At 72.1% G+C, this 25,192-nt stretch carries 17 protein-coding genes; all 17 read left to right on the top strand.

The features are described 5' to 3' along the window. The first annotated feature begins 22 nt into the window (after positions 1-22). From ACWC5O_RS08355 to ACWC5O_RS08275, 17 genes are read left to right on the top strand one after another with little or no spacing between them, the layout of a single operon-like run. Positions 23-547: a phage tail protein gene (locus ACWC5O_RS08355; RefSeq protein ID WP_004003113.1), complete on the top strand. Its 525-nt coding sequence runs from the start codon at positions 23-25 to the stop codon at positions 545-547. 32 nt (positions 548-579) lie between these two features. Next, a complete protein-coding gene (locus tag ACWC5O_RS08350; RefSeq protein ID WP_450585808.1) occupies positions 580-1,308 on the top strand; it encodes a T4 family baseplate hub assembly chaperone in 729 nt (242 codons plus the stop codon). Beyond that, complete coding sequence (locus ACWC5O_RS08345; RefSeq protein ID WP_450585810.1) at positions 1,301-2,044, top strand: hypothetical protein; 744 nt, start codon at positions 1,301-1,303, stop codon at positions 2,042-2,044. Before ACWC5O_RS08350 ends, ACWC5O_RS08345 begins: the two co-directional genes overlap by 8 nt. A 60-nt stretch (positions 2,045-2,104) precedes the next feature. Beyond that, the gene (locus tag ACWC5O_RS08340; RefSeq protein WP_450585811.1) at positions 2,105-3,004 is read left to right on the top strand and encodes a Pvc16 family protein; all 900 of its coding nucleotides are present in this window, start codon (positions 2,105-2,107) and stop codon (positions 3,002-3,004) included. Between the two features lie 36 nt (positions 3,005-3,040). After that, a complete protein-coding gene (locus ACWC5O_RS08335; RefSeq protein WP_450586010.1) occupies positions 3,041-5,011 on the top strand; it encodes an ATP-binding protein in 1,971 nt (656 codons plus the stop codon). Continuing rightward, positions 5,002-5,286, top strand: coding sequence for a hypothetical protein (locus ACWC5O_RS08330; RefSeq protein WP_450585813.1), 285 nt, complete (start codon positions 5,002-5,004; stop codon positions 5,284-5,286). The genes ACWC5O_RS08335 and ACWC5O_RS08330 overlap by 10 nt, the downstream gene beginning before the upstream one ends. Continuing rightward, a complete protein-coding gene (locus ACWC5O_RS08325) occupies positions 5,283-11,810 on the top strand; it encodes an eCIS core domain-containing protein (RefSeq protein WP_450585815.1) in 6,528 nt (2,175 codons plus the stop codon). The genes ACWC5O_RS08330 and ACWC5O_RS08325 overlap by 4 nt, the downstream gene beginning before the upstream one ends. A gap of 31 nt (positions 11,811-11,841) precedes the next feature. After that, a complete protein-coding gene (locus tag ACWC5O_RS08320) occupies positions 11,842-12,549 on the top strand; it encodes a hypothetical protein (protein WP_450585817.1) in 708 nt (235 codons plus the stop codon). Beyond that, positions 12,546-13,232 carry a hypothetical protein gene (locus ACWC5O_RS08315; RefSeq protein WP_450585819.1) on the top strand — a complete coding sequence of 229 codons (687 nt, stop codon included), beginning with the start codon at positions 12,546-12,548 and terminating at the stop codon, positions 13,230-13,232. Before ACWC5O_RS08320 ends, ACWC5O_RS08315 begins: the two co-directional genes overlap by 4 nt. Positions 13,233-13,242: 10 nt before the next feature. Further along, positions 13,243-13,605 (top strand): hypothetical protein, encoded by a 363-nt coding sequence (locus tag ACWC5O_RS08310; protein ID WP_450585821.1) that lies wholly within the window; start codon positions 13,243-13,245, stop codon positions 13,603-13,605. Beyond that, positions 13,598-14,737, top strand: a complete 1,140-nt coding sequence (locus ACWC5O_RS08305) for a hypothetical protein (protein WP_450585822.1) — start codon at positions 13,598-13,600, stop codon at positions 14,735-14,737. Before ACWC5O_RS08310 ends, ACWC5O_RS08305 begins: the two co-directional genes overlap by 8 nt. 33 nt (positions 14,738-14,770) lie before the next feature. Next, complete coding sequence (locus ACWC5O_RS08300; RefSeq protein ID WP_450585824.1) at positions 14,771-15,307, top strand: phage baseplate assembly protein V; 537 nt, start codon at positions 14,771-14,773, stop codon at positions 15,305-15,307. Positions 15,308-15,324: 17 nt separating this feature from the next. Then, complete coding sequence (locus ACWC5O_RS08295) at positions 15,325-15,660, top strand: hypothetical protein (RefSeq protein WP_450585825.1); 336 nt, start codon at positions 15,325-15,327, stop codon at positions 15,658-15,660. Beyond that, positions 15,657-16,043 (top strand): GPW/gp25 family protein, encoded by a 387-nt coding sequence (locus tag ACWC5O_RS08290; RefSeq protein ID WP_450585826.1) that lies wholly within the window; start codon positions 15,657-15,659, stop codon positions 16,041-16,043. Before ACWC5O_RS08295 ends, ACWC5O_RS08290 begins: the two co-directional genes overlap by 4 nt. Then, positions 16,040-19,141, top strand: coding sequence for a putative baseplate assembly protein (locus tag ACWC5O_RS08285; RefSeq protein WP_450585828.1), 3,102 nt, complete (start codon positions 16,040-16,042; stop codon positions 19,139-19,141). Before ACWC5O_RS08290 ends, ACWC5O_RS08285 begins: the two co-directional genes overlap by 4 nt. After that, entirely contained in the window at positions 19,138-22,926 is a 3,789-nt protein-coding gene (locus tag ACWC5O_RS08280) for a putative baseplate assembly protein (protein WP_450585830.1), read from the top strand. Before ACWC5O_RS08285 ends, ACWC5O_RS08280 begins: the two co-directional genes overlap by 4 nt. Continuing rightward, positions 22,926-25,142, top strand: coding sequence for a hypothetical protein (locus ACWC5O_RS08275; protein ID WP_450585832.1), 2,217 nt, complete (start codon positions 22,926-22,928; stop codon positions 25,140-25,142). Before ACWC5O_RS08280 ends, ACWC5O_RS08275 begins: the two co-directional genes overlap by 1 nt. Positions 25,143-25,192 lie beyond the last annotated feature (50 nt).

Below are 25,192 nucleotides of genomic sequence, written 5' to 3'. Positions count from 1 at the left end.
CTTGGAGAGCTGAAGGAATCCGATGGCAGAGTTCACCGTCAACGCCCATCGTTTCGACCCCTACAAGAACTTCAAGTTCCTGGTCCTGTGGGACGGTCGTACGGTCGCCGGCATCAGCAAGATCAGTCCGCTGAAGCGCACCACCGAGGTCGTCAAGCACCGCCACGGCGGCGACCCGTCCTCCCCGCGCAAGTCGCCGGGCCGCTCCGAGTTCGAGGGCATCACGCTGGAGCGCGGCGTCACCCACGACCCCGAGTTCGACCGCTGGGCCAACAAGGTCTGGCAGGTCGGCGCGGGCCTCGGCTCCGAGGTGTCCCTCGCCGACTTCCGCAAGGACATCGTCATACAGGTCCTCAACGAGGCCGGCCAGGTCGCCGTCTCGCACAAGCTCTACCGGACCTGGCCCAGCGAGTACCAGGTCCTCGGCGAACTGGACGCCAACGCCAACGCGGTGGCCATCCAGTCGCTGAAGCTCGAGTGCGAGGGCTGGGAGCGGGACTACGAGGTGCCCGAGCCCGAGGAGCCCTCCTTCCTCAACCCGGCCTGATCAGACACGAGGTGAGGAAGCCGGGGGAACACATGGCGATCACCGGGGCGGCCGGGCTGCTGGCCACCTGGGAGGCGGGGCTCGCCGAGACGGCCACCGGACGCGCCCTGCTGCTGCACGGCACGGCGCGCCCGGACCTCGACACCGCGGTGCTGCCCGCGGTGCCGGTCGGTGAGCGCGAGTCCGACCTGTTCGCCCTGCGCCGCGCCCTGTTCGGGGAGCGGATGCAGGTGCGGCTGGAGTGCCGGGCGTGCGGCGCGGACATGGAGTTCGAGCTGGACGCCGGGGAGTTCGCCCGTTCCCTCGGCGCACCCGAGGACACGGTCGTACGGCTGACGGAGGGCGGCTGGGACATCACGTTCCGGCTGCCCTCCGCCGCCGACCTGACGACCGCGGCCCGGGCCGCGGACCCGCGCGCCGCGCTGCTCGCCCGCTGCCTGGTCTCGGCGGAGCACGATGGGACGCCCAGGACCGCCGACGCCCTTCCGGCGCCGGTACAGCGACGGATCGCCGAGGCCGTCGAGGCCGCGGACCCGGGCGCCGACGTCACGCTCAGCATCGGCTGCCCCGAGTGCGGCGCGGCCGGCCGGGCCGACCTCGACATCGCCTCCTACCTGTGGACCGAACTGGACGCCTGGGCCAGGGACCTGCTCCTCGACGTCCATCTGCTCGCCACCGCCTACGGCTGGAGCGAGCCGGAGATCCTGGCGCTCAGCCCGCTGCGGCGCCGCTACTACCTGGAGCTGTGTGCGGATGTCTGACTCCTCCTCCCGGGCGCCCGAGGCGGAGCCCGACTTCCTCGACCGGCTGATCGCCCGGCACGCCGCCCCCGGGCCGGACGCCGTCCGGGTGCGGCCGCGGCTGCCCGGGCCGTTCGAGCGTGTCGAGGCGGTACGGGCCCGCACCCCGGACCCGGACGCCACGGACACCGTGCTGTGGCCTTCCGCCACGCCCGCACCCGCACCGGACCGGGACGTGCCACGGCCCGCCGCCGAGCCCCGGCTCCACACGGAACGGGAGCGGACCGTCGTACGCACCGAACGGGCCCCCGCGGAGCAGGCGCCACGCCCCGCACCGACCGCCCTGCCCGAAGCGCCGCTGCTGCGCCCCGCCGCGCCCCTGGCGCCCAGGCCGCTGCCGGTGCCCAGGACCGGTTCGCGCACGTCCGGGCGGGAAAGCCCGGTGCGGGGCGCGGACCGGGTCGCGGCGTCCGTACCCACCCCCCCGGGTGCGGGCGCCGCTCCCCCCACCGTCGTGTCCGCGGCACCGAGGCCGAGCGCCGCGGACGCGACGGCGGCCCGCGAGGCCGTACGGCAGGCCGCCGCACGCCGGCCGGGGAAGGCACCCGAACAGGTGGTGCAGGTACAGATCGGCCGCCTCGAGGTGACCGCCGGGCAGTCGCCGTCGAGGAACGGACCACGGCAGCCGGCGCGGCCGGCGGAGCGGCCCGGGACGGCCCTCAGCCTGGCGGACTACCTGGCACGGGGGCGCGAGTGAGCCGCACGGCAGTGAGCGCGGCGGGAGAGGCAACTCGAGAGGAACCGGGGAACTGACGTCATGAGCAACGCACTCGCCCTCGCCCATGTCAGCCAGGCCCTGGCCCTGCTGATCGAGTCCCATCTGCAGCCGGACATCGACATGGCCGTCAAGGTGGAGCCGCGCAAGCCGCCCACCGAGCCGCCGACGGACCCCACCATCTCCGTCTTCCTCTACCAGGTCACCCCCAACACCTCGCAGCGCAACAACGACCTGCCCACCCGCGCGCCCGACGGCAGGCTGGTGCGCCGGGCCGCCGCCGCACTCGACCTGCAGTACCTGATCACCGCGTACGGCGACGAGACCGAGCTGGTCGGGCAGCGGCTCATCGGCTCGGTGGTGCGCACCCTGCACGAGATACCCGTCCTGCCCAAGGACGTCATCGAACTCGCCGGTGAGAAGCCCTACCTGGCGGGCAGCGACCTCGCCGAGGCGGCGCAGCGGGTGCGGTTCACACCGTCGGTCATGGACATCGACGAGACGTCCAAGCTGTGGGGGATGCTCTACCAGACCCCGTACGCGCTGTCGGTCGTCTACCAGGCCTCCCTCGTCTTCATCGACGGCCGCGAGACCCCGGTACCGGCGAAGCCGGTCGAACGGCCCGAGGTACGGGTGCTGCCGTTCGGGGCACCGGGAGCGCCGGTCCCTCCGGGGGCTGAGCCGCAACCTGAGGAACCGTCAGCGGATGGACCCGGCAAGGAAGTCGAGATCCCCGCCGAAGAGCCGGCTTCCGACCAGGCCGCGAAGACGGCACCTGCCAAGGCCGTCGCCAGGACCGCGGCCAAGGCACCCGCCCGTACACGGAGAGCGGCGCAGCCGGCACGGTCCGCGAAGCGGACACCGAAGAGCGCACGGCCCGCCGAGGAGACGGACTCCGGCTCCGGAACGCGGGCGGGCGGCGACGAGGGCGCGGAGAACTGAGACGGCATGAGCGACACGACGGGGGCAGGTGAACACATGGGCACGTACGAGCCGAGCGCGACGGCCGCGAGCGACGGCGGCACGGCGCTGACCGCCGGGATCCGGCGCGTCCTGGCCCGCGTCGACGCCCACGCGGCGCGCGCCACCGGGCAGCAGTCCCGCGACACCGGCGCCGACACCGCCGTCGTACCGGTACCCGAGACCACCGCCCCCCTCGACGCCCTCGTCGCCTGCTTCGGCCTCACCCCCTTCGAACGCGACCTCGTCCTGCTCACCGCCGCCGACGAACTCGACCCCACGACCGCCGCCCGGTGTGCGGCGGCCGCCGGAGACCCGCAACGGGCGTACCCCACCTTCTCGCTCGCGCTGGCCGCCCTGGACGAGCCGCACTGGAGCGCGCTCACCCCCGTGGCACCGCTGAGGCGCTGGCGGATCGTCGAACTGGAGGACGAGACCCGGCTGACCGTCTCCCGGCTCCGGCTGGACGAGCGCATCCTGCACTTCCTGCTGGGCTCGCCCTACCTCGACGTCCGGCTGCACGGCAGGCTGCGCCGCACCATGGCACCGGAGGCGCTCCCGCCCTCGTACGACGTGGCCGCGAGCCGGCTCGCCGAGGGCTGGACGGAGGACGGCCGCAGCCCCGACGCACCGCTGCTGGTCGAGGTGACCGGCGGCGACCTGCGCAGCCGGGCCGACATCGCCGCCGCCGCGGCCGCCCGCTGCGGGCTCGGGCTGTACGCCATGAGCGCCGAGGACGTGCCGGCCGACCCCGTCGAACGCGACCGGCTGGCCCGGCTGTGGCAGCGGGAGGCGATCCTGCTGCCGGCCGCGCTGCTGGTGGAGGCCGGCGAACTGGACCGCGACCAGCGGGCGGCGACCGAGGCCTTCCTGGCCGGGGCCGCCGTACCCGTCGTCGTCTCCAGTGGGGACCCGATGCGCACCGAGCGCCCGCACGGCCTGCGAGTGCCCGTGCCCCGCCTGGACGACGACGAGCAACTCGCGCTCTGGGCCGACTCGTTCGAGGATGTCGCCGACCTCCAGGAGTCCGAACTGCGGTCCCTGGTGGCGCAGTTCCAGCTGCCGCCGCACGTCGTACGGTCCGCCGCGGCCGCGGTACGCCGCCGGCTGCCCCACGAGGACGAGCTGGACGCCGCCGAACTCGCCTGGCTGGCCGGTCTGGACGAGGCCCGCATCGGCATGGACGAACTCGGCCGCCGGATCGAGCCCAGGGCCGGCTGGGACGACCTCGTGCTGCACGAGCGGCAGACGGCCGTGCTGCGGGAGATCGTCGCGCACGTGCGCCAGCGGTCGACCGTCCACCAGGAGTGGGGCTTCGCCGCGACCCTGCGCCGCGGCCTCGGCGTCACCGCCCTGTTCGCGGGCGGCTCCGGCACCGGCAAGACCCTTGCGGCCGAGGTCATGGCCAAGGAACTGGGCCTCGACCTGTTCGTCGTGGACCTCTCCCAGGTGGTCAGCAAGTACATCGGAGAGACCGAGAAGAACCTCCGCCGCGTCTTCGACGCCGCCGAACGCGGCGGCGCGCTGCTGCTGTTCGACGAGGCCGACGCCCTCTTCGGCAAGCGCAGCGAGGTCAAGGACAGCCACGACCGGTACGCCAACCTCGAGGTCAGCTACCTGCTCATGCGGATGGAGGCCTACCGGGGTCTCGCCATCCTCACCACCAACATGAAGCAGGCCCTCGACACCGCCTTCCTGCGGCGCATCCGCTTCGTGGTCGACTTCCCCTTCCCGGCCGAGCACGAACGCGCCGAGATCTGGCGCCGGGTGCTGCCATCGCAGGCCCCCGTCAAGGACATCGACCCCGTGCTGCTGGCCCGGCTCACCGTCGCCGGCGGCTCGATCCGCAACATCGCGCTGTCCGGAGCGTTCCTCGCCGCCGAGGAGGGCGACCGGCTGCAGATGCGGCACATGCTCGCGGCCGCCCGCACCGAGTACCTCAAACTGGAGCGCTCGCTGACCCCGACGGAGGTCCGCGGATGGGTGTGAGCAGAAAACCTTCGGCGATCCGCGTGGAGATCGGCGAACTCGTACTCGACGGCTTCCGGGCGGACCCGGCCCGCGTCTCGGCCGCGTTCGAACGTGAACTGACCCGGCTGGTACGGCTGCACGGCGTACCCCTGGCCACGTACGGCGCCCTGACCATCGACGCGCTGACCGGTCTCGCGCCCCTGCCCGCCGGGCTGTCCGCACGCCGCCTCGGCCAGGAGCTGGCCCGCGCGGTGCACGAGGGACTCAGCGGCCACGGGGAGGTGACGCCGTGAGCTCCCAGGCACAACAGGAGAACGCGGAGCAGAGCGCCGAACAGCGCCGGCGCAGGCGCAAGGAGCGAGCCGCCACGTCCCGCGCCCCCGAGCCGAAGAACATCGTCAGCGGCGCCGGACAGCCCCTCGACCCTGGCGTACGACGTGAGTTGGAGGAGCAGCTCGGCCACGACCTGAGCCGGGTACGCCTGCACACCGGCCGGGACGCCGCACAGCTCACCCAGCTGCTCGGCGCGGACGCCGTGGCCGTCGGCCAGGACATCCTCTTCGGCGAGGGCGCCTTCAAGCCGGGCACCGACGAGGGCCGACGACTGCTGGCCCATGAGCTGCTGCACACCGTGCAGAACCCGCATGGCCTCGGGACGCTGCGGGCCGGGCGCGACCTGGGCGCCGTCAGCCTGCCGCAGCAGGCCATCGAGCGGGAGGCCGAGTCGGCCGCCCAGAGCCTCGTACGACCGGACCGGGCACAGTCCGCCCCGGAGGTGCGGGAGGGGCAGGCGACACCCGGTTGGCTGCGGTACGCCACCCTGGACGCGGACCGCAGGCGCACGGAGGCGATCGACCCGGCGACCCTCGTCGACCGGCTCGCCAACTCGGTCGTACGTTCCCTGCGCGGCGACCCGGAGGACCTGTCCAAGCGCACCCGCAAGCAACTGGCAGGATTGCCCGAGGAGTTGCTCGACCAGGTCCTCGACCGGCTGGAGAACCGGCTGCTCGGCTCCGAACAGGACCGGGTGCTGGACCTCGTCGACGAGATCGACGCGTACGACGACTTCGCCGACGACCGAGTGGAGCGTGACGCGCACGATGCTCCCGGGATCGAGCCCGACGCGGCCGAGGAGATCCAGGCCGAGCGGGACAGCACCCGGCGCGGCGACGCGGAGGAGCGGGCGCGGAAGGACGAGCCGGAGACCGCACCCGGTCCGGAGAAGGACCGGACCGACCACGAGGGCGCGCCCGGAAGCACTCCGCCGAACGGCGGCACCCGCGAGCAGCAGCGGCAGCAGTCGGGCTCCGAGGCGGCCGGCGGCGCAGCCCGGTCGTCCTCCGGATCCGGACAGCGGGAGGCGACGGCCGCCGCACCGGCGGGAGGGCCCACCACCGCGCAGGGCGGTCAGGGCGCGCAGGCCGAGGAGAAGACGCAGGCCCAGCGAGCCGACCAGGGGCAGAAGAAGGAGAAGGGCGGCGAGGAGACGGGCGACCAGCAGGGCGCCCCCACGGCCGGCGCTGAGGAGTCCGCCGCCCGGAACCGCCCCGGCGCCGCCGAGCAGTTCGTCACCGGCAAGCAGGCAGGCAAGGAGGACAAGCGCGGCGCGGAGCAGCCGACCGCATCGCCCACGGTGGGCCGGGACACCGAGCTGCCCGCTCCGTCGAGCAGGCTGGACGGCGTACGCAGCCAGGATCTCGACGGCCCCGAGGAGTCGGCGGACGAGGACGCGGCCGAGTCCGACAGCACCTCGGAGGTGGAGGTCGCAGGGGGCGAGGCGAGCGCCTGGGACACCAAGCTCCAGCCGGAGGACTTCCTGCCGGAGCAGGACCCCGACCTGTCCGGGGTTCCGACGGCGGACGCGCGGCAGGACGCCACGTCCGGCAGCGAGTCGCTCCCCGACTTCCCCGCACCCCCGTTGACCAAGGCCGACCGGGTGCAGGCCGAGCGCGACGCCGAGGACGCCGAGGACGCGGCGGCCGAAGCGGAGGCGGAGTCCGAGGACGACACGGTCGAGGAAGCGGCTGCCGAGCCCTCGGCGTCCCGCGAGACGGAGGGCGGACCGGGTGACACCCTGCTCGCCGACCTCGCTGCGGACCGGACATTCACGACTGCGGCGCACACCGGCGCCGTCTCCAAGGACCCGAAGCGCGGCGACGATCCGAAGGCCGGCCCGGTCACGGCACAGACCACGGTGCAGCAGGCGCCCGGCGCGCAGGACGGCGGGAGGTCGGAGGAGAGCGGGGCCGCGAAGGAGAACGCGGCCAAGCAGGAGAAGGGCACTCCGGCCGCGGGGGACAGGGCGGCAGCCGGTCAGGAGAAGAGTTCCCCGCAGGCGGTGGGCGGTACGGCCGCGGCGCCCGCGCCAAAGAGCGAGCAGCAGCAGGCCCCCGCGGCCGCGGCCGCCGGAACCGAGCGCACGGACGACGCCAAGTCGCCCTCGGCAGCCCGCGACTCCCACATCACCGGCGGATCCAACGCGGACCACCCCGGCAGCTCCACCAGCGGCTCGCAGAGCGGGGCCGCGCCCGAGGCCGACCGCTCTCCGAGCGAGCAGAGCGCGGCCCCGCGGCCCGCTGCGACACGGGCGACCGCCCCTGCCCCGGCGTCCGAGGCGCCCGCGCCCAGAGCAGCCGATGCCGAGCCCGCGCCGACGGCGGAACGGGCGCCCAGGACCGTGGTCCCGAAGTCGGTGCCCGCCGCCTCCGGTGCCACGGGCGGCGGCGTCGCCAGCAAGCCGGCCGGCAAGGGCAAGGGGAAGAAGGACTCGGGGCCGGCCCCGAACCTCTCCCAGGTCTCGCCCGAGGCCGGCCTGAGCACGGCCGCCCGGTTGAAGCCCCACCAGGCACTGGAGGCGATGGGCGGGGTCAGCGGCTCGGTCGACCGCAGCGTCGGCGACGAGCACAGACAGCTCGCCGCCGCGCCGCCCTCGATGCAGCGTCCCGCGGGCGCGCCGCAGACCCTGGAGGGCAAGCCGAAGACCGACTCACCAGCCCAGTACTCGCAGGACCCGGCGCAGAAGTCGGAGGCACCCGAGCAGGAGAACGCCGAGGTCACGGGGGCGAAGCAGCCCGAAGGCCAGATCGAGGCGGAGAAGGCCGAGGAGCCGAGCGGCTGGCAGACCTTCAAGATGGCACTCGGCTTCGGCATCGGCTGGCTCGCCGAGAAGCTCGGCTTCAAGGTCGACAAGCAGGAGCTGGCGGCCAAGTTCGCCGGGCTGCCCACGAAGGACGAGGCCCTCAAGCAGGCCCAGGCGGGCAACGCGCCCGGCGTGCAGATGCAGGGTGCCGCGGAGCAGACGGCCGGCGAACAGGGTTCCGCCGTCGACGCGAAGGGTCAGGAGACCCTCGACACGGCACGCGACGACTCCGGCCGCGGGATGGGCGAGGACCAGGTCTACCCCGACGCCCCCCAGGAGCAGGTGAAGGGCAAGGTGCCCGGCGCGGACGGCGCCAAGGCCGCCGCGCCCGGCAAGGCGTCCACCGGCGCCGTACCCCCGGACGCGGCGTCCGCGGTGGCGGAGCACGACCGCGGGCCCGAGTTCCAGGCGGCGTTCAGCCAGGGCCGGAAGGGCATGTCCGACAGCCGTCAGACCAAGGACAAGGACTTCCGTGACTCGCAGCAGAAGCACAAGCAGCAGGTCGACGCCGAGATCGGCAAGAACACGCAGGAACAGACGGGCCGGCGCACGAAGGCCCTCGACGAGGTCACGGCACAGCGCACCGACTGGCGCAAGGAACAGGACCAGGAGCTCCAGAAGCTCGGCAGCAAGAAGACCGATCGGTCAAAGAAGCTCCGCAAGGACGTCGAGGACCGCGAGAAGAAGACCGACGACGACGTCTCGAAGCAGAAGACCGACAGCGACAAGAAGATCAAGGACAAGGGCGACCAGGCCGAGACGGACGCCAAGAACAAGACGGACGGCGCGGCAAAGGAGTCTGGCAACTGGCTCACGAAGGCCTTCGACTGGATCAAAGAGAAGGTCATCGAGATCAAGAACGCGATCGTCCGGATCATCCGGGACGCGCGTGACGCGGTCGTCGGCTTCATCAAGAACTTCAAGGAGACCGTCGAGCGCTGGATCAACGAGGCCCGGAAGTTCATCGTCGACACCGTCAAGAACCTGATCAACGACCTGATCGAGTTCGCCAAGGCGATGGTCCGGGCCGTCATCGAACTGGCCGCCCGCATCAGGAAGTTCATCACCAACCTCATCGCGGCGGCGATCGCGTTCGTCACCAGGCTCGCGGCACAGCTGAAGCAGATCGTCACGGACCTGCTCAACGCCCTCGCCAAGATGCTCAGCGACATCCTGAACATCCTCAAGAAGATGCTCATGGACGTCATCAAGTCCGTGATCGACGCGGTCAAGACGATCCTCGACTACGCCTCCAAACTCCTGGGCGCGCTCGGCGAGTTCATGATGATCGCGATCGACTTCCTGGACGACCCCGGCGGCTGGCTGAGCGGCGCGAAGAACTCCGCGGTGGACGGCGCGAAGAACCACCTGTTCCGCGAGGTCCAGTCCGCCGTCAAGCAGTGGTTCCAGTCGAAGATCGAGGAGATCATCGGCGTACCCAAGGCCATCATCGACAAGCTGATCAAGGGCGGCTTCTCGCTCGAGCGGATCGTGAAGGAGACCTGGGACGCCGTGGTGCCCCAGCTCCCGTTCATCATCGGCGAGATCGTGATCACCAAGGTCATCGCGAAGCTGATCCCGGGCGCGGGCTGGGTGACGGCCGTCATCGACGCGATCCGCACGGCGATCGGCGCCCTGGGCGAGATCCTGCGCGCCATGGGCGCGGTCCTCGCCTGGCTGCGCGCGGTCCGCCAGGGAGGCGCGGGCCTCCTGTTCGCCAAGGCGGTCGCGGCAGGCATCGTCGCCCTCCTGGAGCTGGCCTACCAGGCACTGCTGGACGGCATCGGCAAGTACGTCGCGAAGGTGGGCAAGCGCCTGAAGGGGGTGGCGGCGAAGCTGGGTGGGTTCGGCAAGGAAGGACGGGGCGCGGGCAGGCCTTCGGCCGGGGCCGCCGACGCGGGCGCCCCGCGCGGAAACCGCCCCATGGAGCAGGCCCCGGCCGAGCGCCCGACGAACACGCCCGCGGCGTCCACGCGCCCCAAGGACGCGGCCGCGGCCCCGAGCAGGCCGAAGGACACCGAAGGCGCCGGCAGAAAGCCCACGACCGGCGAGACGGACACGCCCACCCGGCCGAAGGCGGGCGAGTCGAGCACCGCCCGTCCGACCGGCAAGCCCGCCGGCAAGCCGGACTCGCGTCCCACTCCGTCGGCGAAGCCGAAGCCGGAGCCCAAGGCGAAGCCGAAGCTCGACAAGGACGAGACCCCGGGCAGGCCGAAGGACGAGAAGGACCCGACCAAGCCCAGGAACGACGAGAAGACCCCTGCAGACAATGAGCCGGACCGGGCCGAGCCCAAGAGCGACGGGGACGGATCGCCGAAGAAGCCGAAGCCGGACAAGGACGAGACTCCGAACAAGCCGAAGGACTCGAAGGATCCGAAGGAATCGACCCAGCCCAAGGGCGACGGCGACGGACCGTCTAAGAAGCCGAAGTCCGACAAGGACGAGGGCGGCAAGAAGAAGAGCGAAAGCGGCAAGGAGCCGAAGGACAAGGACGGGAAGCACAAGGACAGGAAGCACAAGGACGGGGAGGAACCGAAGAAGCTCAGGCACAGGAAGGAGAAGAGGCGCAAGAGGAAGGAAGAGGAGAATTCCGGCGAGGCAAAGGAAAGGCGTCTCGACGCGATTGTCGCTCGCATTCGGAAGATTCTGCGTGAAAAGCTCGACGATGGTCTCTCCGTCGGGAACCACCGGGCGACCCTGGAGGGCCTCCGAGAGCACTTCAGGCTCACTGCGCTGATACGGACCGGCGGTGATCCGGACTTCACCGTCACTGCGGTGCTCAACCCGCGCAGGCCGGTGATCCGGGGAAAGAACAACCTGCAGGGAGACACCCGTGACTATCTGTTCGTGATGAGCGATCCTGCGCTGCCCTTCACCAAGGTGCCCGCTTTCACCAACAACAGGCTCGCCCAGGACTTCGAGGCGCAGTACATCACGAAGAAGTACGCGAACTCGCACGGCTCGAGTGCGGACAAGGCGCCCAGAAATGAACCCATTGGGTTCCGTCACCTCAACATGTACAAACTCAACACGGATCCGTCGAACTGGTGGGTCCGTATGCATCTCCTTTCGGATCAGCTCGGCGGGCCGGCGCTCGGGACGAATCTGGTTCCGGCCCGGGGACCCTCCGTCAACACGAAGTTCAAGGACGAGATCGAGAAGCATGCATACGGATACCTGGGCGTCAACGAGCAACCCCCGAACCAGCGGGCGATCTGGTACCGGATTCGTGTGAACTACCACCCTGGGCCGTACCCGGGATTCCCGAGCTATCTGCAGGCCAGGTGGGGCAGGTACGAACTTCAGCGGCACAGGAACACCAGCAAGTGGGTCAAGATGGATGAATCCAAGCGTGGCGTCCATGAGTACCACACGGCACCCGAAAAGCCGCCTCAGCCCGGGGCGCGGGCGAATGTAACCGTCAACAACGCGTCGTCAGGACAGTTGAAGCACTTGCTGGATGTCACGCCAGAATTCGCCGATCTCGCGCACCGCGCCATAGTGAAGTTCAAGGCGGATACGGGGCGTGACATCAGGACGGTACCCGAACTCGTTCAGGTGATTGCCAAGTACGAGAAGGATCGAATGAAGAGGAATGGAAGGACTAAATCCTACTTCCCGGACTTCGAGGGGAGGCTTGAGGAGATCCTCCAGGAGGGTGGATCGCTACCCCTGTAGGATTTTAGTTGATCTGTGGAACGGAGTTGTCATGCGCCCCCTGTCACCCGGAGAACAGAGCCAGGTGGACTCGCTCAATGAGATTCTTGAATGTGATGCTCTGGAGGTCGACTTCTTCGAGCGGGGAGACGTGCTGGAAGGGCTCACCGAGAACCCGGAAATCTTCTCGTTTCTGGGGCGATTCAAGAACGTGAATCTTGGGGCGTCGCTGCGTGCGTGCAACATCCGCGTCACAGAGATCTCCTGTCGCTGGCGCACAGCGGAAGGAGAACCAGAAGTCGGCGGAGAGTTCAGGCTGGGGGATCTGTACGAAGCCATCCTCAATCCAGCACCACAATTCACCGAAGAGACGGCGAGTCCGGATGGTCTGGAAATATACCAACAGCTTCGCGTGATTGACTTCCCGCAGCATGCAGGAACCGGCAATTTTAGCGCCATCCGCCTGCAGGAGCATGTGGATCCGTTGGAGATGTGGTACTACGACATGCGCTTGAGTACTGCTCCGGGGCGTGAGTCTGATCTCATCAAGATGGAGCTCGCGTACTGTGAGTACCTCGAGGCCGTAGTACTCACCAAAGGGGTTTTTGGGTGGCAGTATCTGTTTACTGATATCTCGCTGAGAGGTCAGGTGTTCCGTGAAACCGTGGCCCGGCTGAGGCGCATGATTGAAATATTTCCGACGCTTTTCCCGAACCACGACTACAGCTCGTTGGCTGCCCGGCTGGAGGCCCGCCTGTGACCCGCTACGCCGACATCCCCAAACCCATCCGCTCGGGCATAGTCGTCGTCGACCCCGACACCGGCACCCCCCAACGCATCATCGTGCTCCAGTTCAACCCCGACACCCTGGAGCGCAGCATCGCGCCCCAGTCCGCCGGGGACGGTGGTGACGGGGGCGGCGGCGGAACCGGCAGCGGGGACCGCAATGAGGCCCTGCGTCTCAAGGGACCCGCCCAGGAGACCTGGAAGTTCACCGCCGAGATCGACGCGACCGACCAGCTGGAGATCGCCGCGCCCGACGGGATCCACCCGCAGCTCGCCACCCTGGAGATGCTGGTGCAGCCGACCACCGCGCAGTTGCGGGCCGCGAGCAAGCTGACGCGGAAGGGGAGCATCGAGATCAGCCCGATCGAGATGCCGCTGACGCTGTTCACCTGGGGGAGCAAGCGGGTCATGCCCGTCCGGCTCACCGAACTCTCCGTCAACGAGTCCGCCTTCGACGTCAACCTCAACCCGATCCGGGCCTCGCTGAGCATCGGAATGAAGATCCTGACCGTGAGCGACCTGCCCGCCGGGCATCGCGGCGCCGACCTGTACATGGCGCACCTGGCGCAGAAGGAGCGGCTCGCGGCCGCGGCGCGCGGCGGCAGCCTGGGCGCCCTCGCCCTCGGCGGGGTCGGACTCATGACCGGAAGGGGATGAGGAGAGAGCCATGGCCGGCACCGAGCCCTACGAGAGCGCACTCGACTCCATACCCGGAGCACACCCCTACCCGCGCACCAGCCGGTACCACGACGCCGAGATCGGCGTGCACCGGATGGCCGACGGCACCGAAGTCCGTTACACCAAGCGGCGGTTGCTGCCTCCGCTCGACGAGGAGACCGAGCCGCACACGGTGGCTGCCGGCGAGCGTCCCGATCTGCTCGGGCAGCGCTTCCTCGGCGACCCGGGACAGTGGTGGCGGATCGCCGACGCCAATCCCGTGCTCGATCCACGGGAGCTGACGGACGAGGCCGGGCGCGTCATCGGCATTCCGCCGGCCGGCGGTTTCCCGCGCGGAGAGCGGCGTGTCTGAACAGCCCGTGGGGCAGGGCCCCGTCCACATCCAGCTCCTCATGGGCCCCACCCTGGCCCGCCCGGTCCCGGCCGAGGTCGCCGAGGCGCTGCTGTCCGCCCAGATCACCGCCACCGCGGGGGAGCGCAGCGGCTTCCAGTTCGCCTTCGACCTCACCAAGCAGGGGCTGATCAACCAGCGCCTGCTGCCGGAGGGGTTCTTCGACCCCAAGACGCGCGTCATCCTCACCGTCAGCGTCCGCGGCACACCCGAGGTGCTGTTCGACGGGCTGATCGTCCGGCAGGAGGTCGGCGCCAGCAACATCCCCGGGCACTCCACCCTCACCGTCACCGGCGAGGACCTGACGCTGCTCATGGACCTGGAGGAGCGCACCGCCCGCTATCCCAACCTGCCCCCGTCCGAGCGCGTCCTCGCCATCCTGCGCCGCTACTCGGACTACGGCATCCGGCCGGACGTCTACACCGAGAAGGTGTCCCAGCCCCCGCACCAGGACCTCCGCGTGCACTACCAGACGGGTACGGATCTGCAGTACGTCAGCGAGCTGGCCCGTGCCAACGGCTACACCTTCTACCTTGAGCCCGGGCCCAACCCCGGTCAGTCGTCGGCCCGTTGGGGCCCGGAGGTCCGGCTCGGCCTGCGGCAGCACGCCCTCAACGTCAACATGGACGCCAACACCACCGTGGACCAGCTGACGTTCGCGTACGACGGCACGGCACGCGAGGAACCGCAGGCGCGCTGGCAGGACCCCGGCACCCGCCAGGCCACCCTGCTGCCCCAGCCGCCGATCAGCCCTCTGCGCCCGCCGCTCGGCAGGCGGCCCACCCCCGCCCTCAGGCGCAGGACGCTCTCCGGTACCGCCAAGCAGCAGCGCGAGCAGGCCGAGGCCGAACTCCTCGCCCGGGCCGCGGTCTCCGCCGACGTCGTCTCGGGCTCCGGCTCGCTCGACGTCAACCGGCACGGCTACCTCCTCCAGCCGCGCCGGCTCGTCGGCGTCCGCGGCGCCGGACGGGCCTACGACGGCGACTACTACGTCAAGTCCGTCACCCACAACCTGCGCCCGGGCTCCTTCCAGCAGAACTTCACCCTCTCCCGGGAGGGACTCGAAGCGCGCAGCGACCGCGTCCGGCCCTGACCCGAACCACCCAAGAACCAGGAGCAGTTCAGCATGGCGGCACCCAGCAATCGCTACCTCGGCAAGTTCCGCGGCCGGGTCGTGGACAACAACGATCCGCTGCACATCGGCCGGATCACGGCCGAGGTCCCGGACGTCCTCGGCGACGAGCCGTCCACCTGGGCGCTGCCCTGCCTGCCGTTCACCGGGCCACAGGCGGGCCAGTTCGTGGTGCCGCCGCCCGGCGCGGGTGTGTGGGTGGAGTTCGAGCAGGGGGATCCCAGCTTCCCCGTGTGGACCGGGTGCTGGTACGGCGACGCCGGCGAACTGCCGCCCGACGCGCGCCGCGAACTGCAGGCGAACGCGGCGCACAAGCCGGTCGTCGTGCAGACCCCGCAGGCCCACAAGATCGTCATGAACGACACCGCCGGCGCCGAGCAGGGAATCCTCCTCCAGGCCCAGGGCGGCGCCTACATCCGTATCACCAAAGAAGCCGTGGTCATCGCCACCGGCGCGGGCGCCGAGGTGGTCCTGCGTGGCCGCGAAGTGACCATCAACGAGGGCCAGTTGACCGTCCTCTCCAAGCGATAGACAACGGGGGAAAGAAGTTGTCCGGAAGTCTGCTGGACGCGGGCGCCGTGATCGGCTGCCCGCACGGCGGCCGTGCCGCGTCCGCCACCACGCCCTCCGGCGGCGCACGGATCGCGGGCGCCGCCATCGCCACGGCCGCCCGCACCTACGTCGTCACCGGCTGCCCGCACACGCTCGACGGGGTGCCCTCGCCGTGCGTCTCGGTCCGCTGGACCGCCGACACCACCGGCGTCACCGTCGACGGCGCGCCCGTGCTGCTCGACACCTCCGCCGCCCAGTGCTTCAGCGCGGCCCTCGTCCCGCAGGGACCGCCCGTCGTCCAGGCCGCGCAGCGAAAGGTCACCGTCCGATGAGGCCGACGAGCCCACGCACCCGCACCGACTTCGCGTTCCCCTTCCACGCCGACCGCCGGGGACGCACCGCGCACGCCCGCCCCGCCGAGCACGTCCACGACCTGATCGAGCAGCTGCTGTTCACCAGCCCCGGCGAGCGTGTGATGCGGCCCGACTTCGGCTGCGGACTGCTCGACCTGGTCTTCGCCCCGAGCAGCCCCGAACTGGTCAGCACCCTCGAACTCTCCGTCCAGGCCGCGCTGCAGCGCTGGCTCGGCGACCTGGTCGAGGTCGTGGCCCTCGACATCGAGAGCGGCGACGACGTCGTACGCGTGCATCTGTCGTACCTCGTACGCGGCACCGGGGCGCTGCGCGAGGACGTCTTCGAGGGGAGGGCGGCATGAGCGCGGGAACCGCCCGGCGGGCCAAGGTGCGGGCCGCCCAGCTGGGCGGGGTCGACGCCGTCGAGGTCAGCGACGACGGGCTGCTGCTCACCGTCACCTTCCTCGGCAAGGCCCCGCACGGCCTCGGCCCCGAGAACGTCCGCGTCGACGGCGGCCGGCGCGTCACCGGCATCACCGCCGTCGACGTCAGCGTCGAACGCGAGGAGGACCCGGAGCTGGACGACCGGCTCTACGTCACCCTCGACCGGGCCGGCGACACCTCCCGCTACCGGCTGTCGCTGGTGGAGGCCGACCCCTACGGCCGGCCCGGCACCGAGCCGTACCGCGGCTTCGACCAGCGCTACCACAGCGCGACCTTCGCCTTCCGGCCCGACTGCCCCACGCCCTTCGACTGCACGGACGGGGCCGAGGAACCCCCGGGCTTCCCGGCCGCCCCGGTCATCGACTACACGGCCCGCGACTACGACACCATCCGCAAGCTGCTGCTCGACCGGCTCGCGCTGACCACCCCCGACTGGGTGGAGCGCAACCCCGCCGACCTGGGCACCACCCTCGTGGAACTCCTCGCGTACACCGGCGACCAGATCAGCTACCAGCAGGACGCGGTCGCCACCGAGGCCTACCTGGACACCGCGCGCCGCCGGGTGTCGGTGCGCCGGCACGTCCGGCTCATCGACTACGCGATGCACGACGGCTGCAACGCCCGCGCGTACGTGACCGTCGAGACCGCCGCCGACCACACCCTGGCCCCGGGCACGTTCCGTTTCGCCTCGGTCGACGTCCGCACCCTCGACCCGCACGACCGCCCCGAGCCCGGCACCGTCATCGACGACAACGATCTCGGCGACCTGGACGAGCGCGGCTCGGTGGAGGTCTTCGAACCCGTCGTCGCCGCCGACCCGCTGCGGCTGCGCGTCGCGCACAACGCGATCCGGCTGTGGACCTGGGGCGGCGAGGTGTGCGCCCTGCCCAAGGGGGCAACCGCGGCCACCCTGCGCGACGAGTGGGCGGACCCCGAGACCTGCCGGGAACGCCGGCTGGACCTGAAACCGGGCGACGTCCTGGTCCTGGAGGAGGTCAAGGGCCCGCGCACCGGCACCCCCGGCGACGCCGACCCCGCCCACCGCCAGGCCGTACGCCTGACCTCCGTCACCCCGGGCCTGGACCGCATCGAGGACCAGCCCGTCCTGGAGGTCACCTGGACCGCCGAGGACGCCCTGCGCTTCCCGCTCTGCCTCGCCACCCGCGGCGGGCGCGACTGCCTGCCCGTCGAGGACGTCACCCTCGCCCGCGGCAACGCCGTCCTGGTCGACCACGGCCGCTCCGGCCCGACCGAGACGGTCACCGTGCCGCCGCTACCGGCCGTCGTGGCGCCCTGCGACGCGCCCGCGTTCGGCTGCCACGACCGTACCGAGGGCAACGCACCCGCACGGCTCGTCGGCTTCCTCACGGACAAGGCGGAGAGCGGCCGGGAACTCACCCCCGACGACATCCGCGAACTGTTCGAGGTCGTGGGGGAGCGCGCCACCGTACGCGCCGGGCTCGGCCTGGAGCGCGCCGGGCAGCGGCACGAGCGCGTCGTGCCCGGTACGGCGTACGCGCAGGTCGCCGCCCTGCGGACGCTGCTCGCGCAGTCCGTCTACCCGGGCATCCGCCCCCGCTTCCGCCCCGTCCTCGGCCGGGCGCCGGTCACCCAGGCCATGCCGTTCCCCGACCTGAGCACGGTCGCCGCCGGGCAGGCCGAGCGGATCGCCGCCATCCCGGGCCGGGTCCGGCAGCGGCTCGTCGAACTGTGGCGCAGCGCCCGTGACCGCGACGGGCTCGGCGAGGAGGAGATCACCGAACTCGGCCTGATCTACGGCCTGAAGGTCCTGGAGCGGCTGGAACTGCGCCGCCACCCGGTCCGCGCCCTGCGCGAACTTCTGTACCGGACGGGCGAGTTGCTCGACGCCAAGCTGCGCCGCATCGAGATCCTCGCAGCGCGGGCCCGCGCCGGCACGGTCCTCGACGGACACATCGCCTGGGAGATCGCGCACAGTTGGGGCCCGGTGTACGCTGCCGGACTCCACCCCGACGAGCCGGTCCTGCGCGGCTCGGCCACCGCCGCGCTCGTCCAGGACCCGCGCCGTGCCCTGCCCGCCGTACGACTCCACGACGGCACCGACACGGTCTGGGAGCCGCGCCGCGACCTGCTCGACAGCGCCGCCCGCGACCGGCACTTCGTCGGCGAGCCGGAGGACGACGGGCGCCTCGCCCTGCGCTTCGGCGACGGACGGCACGGCGCCGAGCCGACGCCCGGAGCGCGCCTGGCCGTGCGCTACCGGCTGGGCGGCGGCCTCGCGGGCAACGTCGGCGCGGAGGCCATCAACCACCTCGTCGTCGAGGCGGGCGGCGCGGCACCGGCCGCCACGGTCCGCAACCCGCTGCCAGCCACCGGCGGCACCGAGGCCGAACCTCTCGAGCAGGTACGCCAGTTGGCGCCGCTCGACCTGCGCCGCACCCGGCTGCGCGCGGTCACCGCCGAGGACTACGCGGCCCTCGCCTGCGCCCTGCCGGGAGTGCAGCGGGCCGCCGCCGAGATCCGCTGGACCGGCAGCGTCCAGGAAGCGCACGTCGCGATCGACGCGTACGGCAGCGGCACCCCGTCCGACGAGCTGCTCGCCTCGACGGCGCAGGCCCTGGAGGCGTACCGCCGCATCGGGCACGACCTGGTGGTCGGCCCCGCCCGGCTGGTGCCGCTGGACATCGCGCTCACCGTGTGCGCCCTGCCCGGCCACCAGCACGGGCAGATCCTGGCCGAGCTGTACCGCGTGCTGGGCAGCGGCCGGCTGCCCGGCGGACGGCTCGGCTTCTTCCACCCCGACGCGCTGACCTTCGGCGAGCCCGTCCGGCTCAGCCGCCTGGTCGCCGTCGCGGCGGCCGTCCCCGGGGTGGAGAGCGTCGAGGTCACCCGGCTGCGGCGGCTGTTCGAACCTGACCGAGGAACGAGGGAGGACGGCGTGCTGCGGCTCGGCCCGCTGGAGATCGCCACCTGCGACAACGACCCGGACCGGCCCGAACAGGGACGGCTGGCGATATCCCTGGGAGGCTCCCGATGAGCCAGGCCTGCTCCTGCGGCGGCGCGTGCGGTGGCCACGACGAGCGCCTCGCCCCCACGCCGCCGCACAACCAGCCCGGCCGCACCACGCTCGACTACCGGGTCGGCGAGTACGGCTCCTTCCTCGCCGCCCTGCTCGACCGGCTGGCCTCGCCCGCCTACCCGGCCCTGGCCGGGCTGACCGTCCGCACCCCGGACGATCCTGCCGTCGGCCTGCTCGACGCCACCGCCGTCCTCGGCGACCTGCTCACCTTCCATTCCGAGCGGATCGCCGACGAGGCCTACATCCGTACTGCCAACGAGCACCGCTCCCTGGTGCTGCTCGGGCGGCTCGTCGGGCACCGGCCGCGCCCCGGAGTCGCGGCCTCCACGCATCTGGCATACACCCTCGAACGCGACCCGCGCGTCGAGGCCCTGCCGGTGCTCGTCCCGCGCGGGGCGCGCAGCCACAGCGTGCCCGCCTCCGCCGACGAGCAGTCGCTCACCTTCGAGACCGCGCGGGACCTGACCGCCCGCTGGGACTGGAACGAGCTGAAGGTGCGGCGCCGCCGCCCCTCCCTCGTCACGCCCGAGGATCTCGACCGCCGCTCCGAACTGTTCGTGGAGGGCACCGCGAACTCCCTCCAGACCGGCGACCAGCTGCTTTTCGTCTTCGGTGAACAGGCCGGCGGCGAGCGGAAGTTGCTGCCCGTCGCGGGCGTCCGGATCGACCGCCACGAGGAGGTCACCGCGATCACGCTGCCCAGGTCGGCCCAGCCCACGCTCAAGGAGCTGGTGGACGAGGTCCGGCGCTGGACCGCCGAGCCGGCCGCCCCCGGCGAACCGGGCGACGAGCCGCCGACGCCCGAGGTGCCCAACCCGCGCCCGGTCAGCCGCCTGATCGAGGACTTCGACGACCAGGTCCTCGCCCCGCTGCGCACGGACCTGGACGGCGTCAAGACCCCGGAGCGGCTCGCCGCCCGCCTCGGCGAGCCGATCGCCCGTCTGCGCGAGGCCGAGGTGCTGGCCGAGCCGTACGAGGACGTGGCGGCGTGGTTCGAGCAGCTGGAGGCGGTGCTGGCCGAACTGGCCGAACACGCGCTGGAGTTGGCGCCCGCACAGCCCGCACAGCCCGCACAGCCCGCACAGCGGGCACAGTCGGCACGGCTCGCGCAGCCGACGGAGACCGCCGCCAAGAAGACCGCACTCCCCGATCCCCGCCAGGCCGCCCTCCAGGCCCTGAGCACCGTCCTCCCGGCCCTGCGCACCGCCGCCCCCGCCCCCTGGCAGGGGAGCCGCGGCCGCCGCCCCGGCTCCGACACCGCCCGCCTGCTCTCCGCGCTCCACCCCGGCCTCGGCAGCCTCTACCCGGCCTGGCGCACGGCCGCCGCCCCCGGCACCGTGCAGCTCCTGCGCGCCCTGCTCGCGATGCGCGTCACGGCGGCCCCCTTCGGTGCCACCGCCCCGCTCAAGCCCGTCCAGGACGAGCGCGGCCGGGTCATCCGCACCGCCGACTGGCCGCTGACCGGCGCGATGCTGGCGAGCATGCGTGTGGTGTACGACCCCGCGGGCAAGGTCCCGGTCCGGGCGGAGTTCCAGTACGTCGAGGGCAGCAGCAGCGACCAGCGCGCGGAGAACCTGCCCGTCGCCCAGCCGGTCACGTTCGTCCTGGGCCCGGGTCAGGTCGACCTGTCGACCCGCGCCCCCCACGACCGCGAGCTGAGCTGGCTCAGCCGCCGTCCGGCCACGGCCGAGGAACCCGGCGTCACCGCCCGCCTCCACTCCGGCCTGCCCGAACGCAGCCTGTTCGTGTCCCGGCCGGACGACGACGGCCAGGTGCACGTCGGCATCCACAACGGCACGGCCCAGGAGATCTCCCTGCGGCCGGGCGACACCAAGCAGATCACCCACGGCGAGTACGAGGTGAGCCTCAGGTACACGGTGGGCAGCACCGAGCCCAACGTCGAGATCGTCATCGCGGGCAAGCCGGAACCCGTCAACCGCCGTGTCCTGCAACTGGACAGCGTGTACGACGGCATCACCGTCGGCAGCTGGGTGGCGATCCAGCGGCCCACGAAGGGCACGGCCGTCCCCGGCGACGCCACGTTCGCCTTCGTCACCACGCAGGTCGTCGCGGCACGTACGGCGGCGTACTCCAACTACGGCATCACCGGCCGCGGCACCGAACTCACCCTCGCGGAGCCGTGGCTGGACGAGTCCGACGTCCTGCTCTCCCACATCCGCGACACCACCGTGCACGCGGCGGGCGAGCCGCTGCGCCCGGCCGACGAGCCGCTCGGCGAGGACGTGCACGGCAACGAGATCGAACTCGACGAGCTGTACGACGGGTTGCGCCCCGGCCGCACGCTCATCGTGAGCGGCGAGCGCACCGACGTCCCGGGCACCACCGGCGTCACCGCCACCGAGGTGGTCACCGTCGCAGCCGCCGACCCGGCCGTCGACCCACGGCTCCCGGGCGACCACGTCCACACCCGGCTCACGCTCACCACCGATCTGGTCCACCGCTACCGCCGGGCGAGCGTCCGTGTGCTCGGCAACGTCGTCGAGGCCACCCACGGCGAGAGCCGCGAGGAGGCCATCGGCAGCGGGGACTCCGACCGCGTCAACCAGACCTTCGCCCTCTGGCAGTCCCCGCTGACCTGGCTCGCCGCCGACAACCCCCTCGGCGCCACCCCCGTCCTGGACATCCGCGTGGACGGCGTGCTCTGGCACGAGGTCGACAGCCTCGCCGGGCGCGGCCCCACCGAGCGGGTGTACATCACCGGCACCGCCTCCGACGGCCGTACGACCGTGACCTTCGGCGATGGCGTCCACGGTGCCCGCCTGCCCAGCGGCCACGAGAACGTCCGGGCCCGCTACCGCTTCGGCACCGGCAAGGCCGCCAACGTCCCGGCCGACCGGATCACCCAGCCGCTCACCCGCCCCCTCGGCGTCACCGCGGTCACCAACCCGCGCCCGGCGACCGGCGGCGCCGACGCGGACGGGCCCGGACTCACCCGCCGTACGATCCCGCTCGCGGTCTCCGCCCTGGACCGGCTGGTCTCCGAGGCCGACTACGAGGACTTCGCCCGCTCCCGCGCCGGAATCGGCCGGGCGGCGGCCCGCGAACTCTTCGACGGACGGCGGCGCGTGCTGCACGTCACGGTCGCCGGAACCGACGACGTCCCGCTCACCGAGGACAACCTGCGGCCCCTGCGGGGGGCGCTGACCGAGTACGGCGACCCGAACCTGCCCGTCCGGGTGGACGCGCGCGAACTCGTCCTGCTGTTGATCGCCGCCAAGGTGAAGCTCGCCCCGGACTACGCGTGGGAGGACGTCGAACCCAGGCTGCGCCGGGCGCTGCTGCTCCGACTCGGCTACGAAGGGCGGGAGTTGGCCCGACCGGCCCGCCTCTCCGAGGTCCTCGCCACCGCGCACTCCGTGCCTGGCGTCGACTACGTGGACGTCGACGTCTTCACCGGCGTGCCCGCCTCCGCCACCCCGGAACAGCTCACCGCGCTGCTCGCGGGCCCCGGCACACCGAGGGCGTCCGTCCCCGCGCATCCGGCGGCGTACGAGGAACGGACCCACACGGTCCGTGACACGCACGGCGAGACCCTGTCGTCCGTCTGCGCCCGCCACGGCATCTCGCTCGCCGAACTCCTGCGCCTCAACCCCGACATCACCGACACCCGGCGCCTGGACGAGGGCCGGACGGTGTTCGTCTTCCGTGGCATCCGGCCGGCCCAGCTCACCATGCTGTCGGCCCGGGCCACGGACACCCTGATTCTGACGGAGGTCAAGTGATGTCCGCGAAGCCGACGGATGTCGAGTCGGAGACGCCGGCCCCGGTGCTGCCCCGGGAGCCCGACGGGCTCGCCGAGCTGCTGCCCCGCTGGCACCGGCTGCGCGACGCCGAGGAGGGCGAGCCGCTGCGGGCCCTGCTCGCGGTGATCGCCGAGCAGCTCGACCGGGTCCGTGACGGCGTCCGGCAGGGCTACGAGGACCTGTTCGTGGAGACCGCGGCGCCCTGGGTGCTGCCGTACCTCGGCGACCTGGTCGGCTACCGCACCCTGCCGGGCTACGAGCGGGTTCTCACCACCGGCCTGCACGCCGGCGGCCGGGACGCGCTGGCCGAGGCCGTCGCCCCGCGCCGCGACGTCGCGGCCACGGTCGCCAACCGGCGCCGCAAGGGCACCCTCCACCTCCTGGAGGAGCTGTCCGAGCAGGTCGCCGACTGGCCCGCCCGAGCCGTCGAGCTGTCCCGGCTGGTGGCCCACACCCAGCCGGTCAGGCTGTACGGCACCGGACGGCGCGGGGACCGCGGACGCCTCCTCGACCTCCGGGACGGCAGCGCCCTCGCCCTGGCCGGCGGCCCCTTCGAGCAGACGGCCCGGACGGTCGACGTGCGGCGCGCCAACTCACCCAAGAGGCAAGGCGGTCGGACTCCCGCCGGTGTCGGGCTCTTCGTCTGGCGGCTGAAGCCGTACTCCCTGACCTCGTCCCCGGCCTACTGCATCGACCGCGCCCGCAACCTGTACACCTTCTCCATCCTGGGCAACGACACCCCGCTGGTCACCAAGCCGGTCCCGGAGCCCTCGCCCGCGCACATCGCCGCCGTCGACAACGTCCCGGCGTTCGTCACCCGCCGCCTGCTGCACGACCGGCTCGCCGACTACTACGGTCCCGGCAAGAGCCTGGTCATCCGGCGCGACGGAGAGGACCGTCCCGTACCGCCCGCCGACATCGTCGTAGCCGACCTGTCCGACTGGCGCTACCGGCCGGGGCGCGGACAGGTCGCCGTCGACCCGGAGCTGGGCCGCATCGCCTTCGGCTCCCGCTCCGCGCCCCGGCAGGGCGTGTGGGTCGACTACCACTACGCGTTCGGCGCCGACATGGGCGGCGGCGAGTACGAGCGCCCCGACCGCGAGCCCCTCCCCCGAACTCTCGACTCCGCTCGAGCAGGGGGGACCCCCAGCGACGCCGAGTTCTACCGGGTCGGCCCCGGCCAGCCCTACCAGCGGATCATGGACGCCTACCGGGCCTGGCAGGACGAGGGCAGCCCGGAGTGCACCGGCGTCATCGAGATCACCCACAGCGGCGCCTACCAGGAGCAGCTGGACTTCGACCTCGACCCCGGCGACCGCCTCGAACTGCGGGCCGCCGAGGGCACCCGGCCGGTGATCCGGCTGCTGGACTGGTACAGCAACCGCCCCGACGCCCTCAACATCCGTGCCCTGCACGACGACTGCGCCCCGCACGAACGGCCGCGGTTCGTCCTCGACGGACTCCTCGTCGCCGGACGCGGCATCAACGTCACCGGCCCGATGGGCGCCGTCGTCGTCCGGCACTCGACCCTCGTACCCGGCTGGTCGCTGGAGCCCGAGTGCGAGCCGCACTCGCCCGACGAGCCCAGCATCGTCCTGGAACGCACCACCGCCTGCCTCCAGATCGAGCACAGCATCCTCGGCACCATCGAGGTCATCGGCGACGAGGTCGCGGAGGACCCCCTCGACATCCATCTGCGCGACAGCGTCCTGGACGCCACCGGCCCCGACCGCGAAGCCCTCTCCGCCCCGGACTGCCGCCACGCCCACGCCGTCCTGCACCTGCACCGCACGACCGTCATCGGCGAGGTGCACACGCACGCGGTGGAGATCGCCGAGAACTCCGTCTTCACCGGCAGGCTCCACGTGGCCCGGCGCGGCATCGGCTGCCTGCGGTACTGCTATGTCCCGCCCGGCTCGCGCACCCCGCGCCGCCATCGCTGCCAGCCCGACCTCGTCGGCCCCGGACAGGCTGGGCGGGTACGGCCGTTGTTCGCCTCCGAGCGCTACGGGACGCCCTGGTACGGCCAGTTGGCGGACCGGTGCGCCGAGGAGATCCGGCGCGGCGCGGACGACGGCGCCGAACTCGGCGCCTTCCACGACCTGTACCGGCCCCAGCGGGAGGACGGCCTCAGGGCGCGGCTCGCGGAGTACACGCCCGCGGGCGTGGACGCCGGGATCTTCTTCGTGACGTGAGCAGTGCCGCCGTACGACCCACCCGCAGATTTCCGAACCAGGGGGACCCC

This window comes from Streptomyces sp. NPDC001450 (assembly GCF_053597295.1).
The sequence above is the reverse complement of the archived record's forward strand: the minus strand, read 5'-3'. Positions and strand labels throughout refer to the sequence as shown.